The following is a 3,246-nucleotide window of genomic DNA, read 5'->3' as shown; positions in this document are numbered from 1 at the left end:
AGGGTCAGGGCGCTGTTGCTGAACAGCTTGCCACCTTGCTGGTCGAGGCCGGTGACGCTGGCGATCAGGGCCTTGTCGCTGCCGATACGGCCACCCTGGTTGGTGACCTGCCCGGCCGTCAGCGTCAGGCGGTCGGCGCTGGTCAGGCTGCCGGTGCTGTTGTCGAAGGCACCGGTGGTCACTCCCACCGTGCCCTTGCCGCTGATCACGCCCTGGGCAGTGTTGTCGAGGCTGGCGCTGTTGACGGTGACGCCATGGTCACTGACCAGGCGTCCGCCCTGGTTGATCAGCGCGGCCGTGGCCTTGGCGCTCAGGGGACCGGCGCTGGACAGGCTGCCGGCCGTGTTGGTCAGCTGGGCGGCACTGACGTCCAGCTGCCCTTCGCTGCTGAGCAGCCCTTGGCTGTTGTCCAGGTCACCGGTAAGGGTGATGCGGCTGTCCTGGCCGCTGATCAGTTGGCCGTTGGTGTTGTCGAGGGTCTGGCCATCAAGTGTCAGGCCGGTCTTGCCCTTGAGCAGGCCCTGGTTGCCGTTGAGGGTCTGGGCACTGTCTACGGCCAGAGTGGTATCGGCCAGGACCTTGCCGCCATCGCGGTTATCCAACCGGTTGGCGGTAATATTGATGTTCGCGTTGGCGGACAGCTCGCCCGCCCGGTTGTCGATCTGCTCAACGTTGAGTTTCAGCGCTTTTGTGGCGCCTACCAAACCGTTCTGGCGGTTGTCCAGGGAAGTGCCGGTGAGGCTCAGGTCGCCGGTGGCGATCAACTGGCCATTCAGGTTGGTCAAGGCGCCCGTGACAGTCAGGTCAGCCTGCCCACGGCTGCTGATCTGCCCCTGGCTGTTGTCCAGGCTCGCGCTGCGGCTGTCGAGGGACGCGGCGGAGACCAGGCCCTTGACGTTGTTGAGCGCCTGCTCGATGCGCAGGGTCATGCCCTGGTTTCCCAGTAGTTTGCCGTTGCTGTTGTCCAGGCTCTGCGCCGCCAGGGTAAACGCCTGGGCGCTGGAGATTTCACCGCCCTGGTTGTTCACGCCCTTGAGGTTGTTGAGCACCAGCAGCGGACCGTTGATCAGGCCGGTTTGGTTGTTCAGCTGGCCGTTGTTCAGGTCCAGGTTCAGTTGGGTCTTGCTGAACAGTTCGCCGTTCTGCTGATCGAGGCCGGTGACGCTGGCGGTCAGCGCCTTGCCGCTGGCGATACGACCGGCCGCGTTGTTGACCTGGGCCGCGGTCAGGTCCAGGCGGTCATCGCTGACCAGACGCCCCTCCTGGCTGTTGTCGAACGTCCCGGTGGTCACGCGGACAGCGCCCAGGCCACTGATCCGGCCCTTCTGGCTGTTGTCGAGGCGCGAGCTGGCGAGGGTCAGGCCGTGATCGGTGAGGATCGAACCGCCCTGGTTGAGCACCACACCGAGGCTGTCGATGGACAGGTCGCCGGCGCTGCCGAGCTTGCCGTTGGTGTTGTCCAGGCTGGCCGCCTTGAGGCTCAAGGTACCTTCGCTGCTTAGCAGGCCGGTGTTGTTGAGCAGGGCGCCATCGAGACGGATATCCAGCCCCTTGAGCGACGAGACGGTGCCGCCGGTGTTATCCAGGAAGGTACCGCTCATGCTGGCACTGCCCTTGGCGAACAGCCGGCCCTGGGTCTGGTTGATCAGTTGAGCCACCGTCAGCGCCAGGTCGGTCTCAGCCAGCAGCTTGCCGCCATCGCTATTGTCCAGGCGCTGGGCATCCAGCTTGACCTTGCCACCAGTGCTGGACAGTTCGCCGGCACGGTTGTCGACCTGCTCGACGTTGAGGGTCAAGTCCTGGATGCTGGCGACAGTCCCGCCATTGCGGTTGTCGAGGTTCTTGCCGGTCAGCAACAGTACGCCCTGGGCGACCAGTGCCCCACCCTGCTGGTTCAGGGTGTCGATAGTGGCTTTCACATCAGCCTGGCTGGCGATACGCCCCTGGGCGTTGGCCACTTCCCGGGCCTTGAGCGTGACCGGACCCGTGGCGCTGAGCAGGCCGCCACGGTTGTCCAGGCGGGTACCTTCGTAAATGACAGCCGCCTTGCCGAGCAGGTTGCCCTTGTCACGGTTGTCCAACTGGTCGACCACCAGCTTGGCATCCTGGTCAGCCTGGATTAGGCCGCCACGGTTATCGACCACAGCACTGCGCAGGGTCAGTTGGTCCTTGCCGGCCAGGCTGCCACCACGGTTATCCAGACTGTCGGCCTTGAGGTCAATGGCACCGGTAGCACGCAGTTTGCCTTGCTCACGGTTGTCGACGGCGCCACGGATCGTGGCGGTCAGACCGCCACCCGAAGCCAGCACGGTACCGGCCGCACGGTTGTCGAGGCTGGCTGAAGTGAGCGTCAGTGCACCACCGGAGCCCAGGGTACCGCCCTGGTTATCCAGGACCCCGCCGAGGTCGATGTTCAGACCCAGGTCACCTGTAACCTGGCCCTGGACATTGTCCAGGCTGGCGGCCGCCAGTGTCGTGGTCGCCCCAGCGGAGATCGCACCGTCACGGTTGCTCAAGGCCTGGGTGGCCGTGACCTTGAGGTTGCGGCTGGCAACGACGCTCTTGCCGGCGTTGTTGACATTCTGCGCCGTAATTTCGACGTCGCCCTTGGCATTACGGCTGTTATCGACGTTGACCCCGGCCTCGATGATGCCGTTGTTGGTCAGTTGGCCGCCGCTGTTGAGGGTGATGCGGTCCTTGGCGACGAGGTTGTTCTGGCTGGTCAGGTCGCCCTGGGTGTTCACGTCCAGGGTGGTGCCAGCATAAACCGGGCCCTTGGTTTCCAGGCTCTGCGCCTTGACGTTGACCGCCCCGGTCGCCGCCGTGTCGACCATGCTCAGATGGCCGTTGGCATCGAGCTGGATGTCGCCACCGCTGGCAACCATCTTGCCGTCGAGTTTCACCCCGACACCGGCCTCGGTACCCACCAGCTTGATCGCGCCGGCGTACATGCCGCCCAGCGCCGAAGAGTCGATCGCCAGTTGCGGAGCCGTTGCAGGATCGACCGCTCGCGCAGTGGCCTTGAGGGTCTTGGCATCGACGTCGTTGGCACCGGTGATGATCGCCAGGTTTTTCGCCTGGATCTCGGCATTCAACTTGGCCGAGCGGGTGATGATCTCGAAACGGTCGATGTTGTTGGCGTTCAGCAGCGCGCCTTCGATGGAGACACTACCCCGGTCGACCTGGTAACCCGAGACCTGCCCGTTGGTGATCACCGCCTTGCCGGTGGTCAGCGTCGCCTGCGGC

The 3,246-nt window shown here is 64.6% G+C and carries 1 pseudogene; it reads right to left on the bottom strand.

Annotated features, from left to right (window positions below):
- Positions 1-3,246: pseudogene (locus K675_RS31320) on the bottom strand (hemagglutinin); the annotation flags it as partial.

Source organism: Pseudomonas fuscovaginae SE-1, from assembly GCF_000364705.1.
GTDB lineage: Bacteria > Pseudomonadota > Gammaproteobacteria > Pseudomonadales > Pseudomonadaceae > Aquipseudomonas > Aquipseudomonas fuscovaginae_A.
This window is presented reverse-complemented; position numbering and strand designations above follow the sequence as displayed.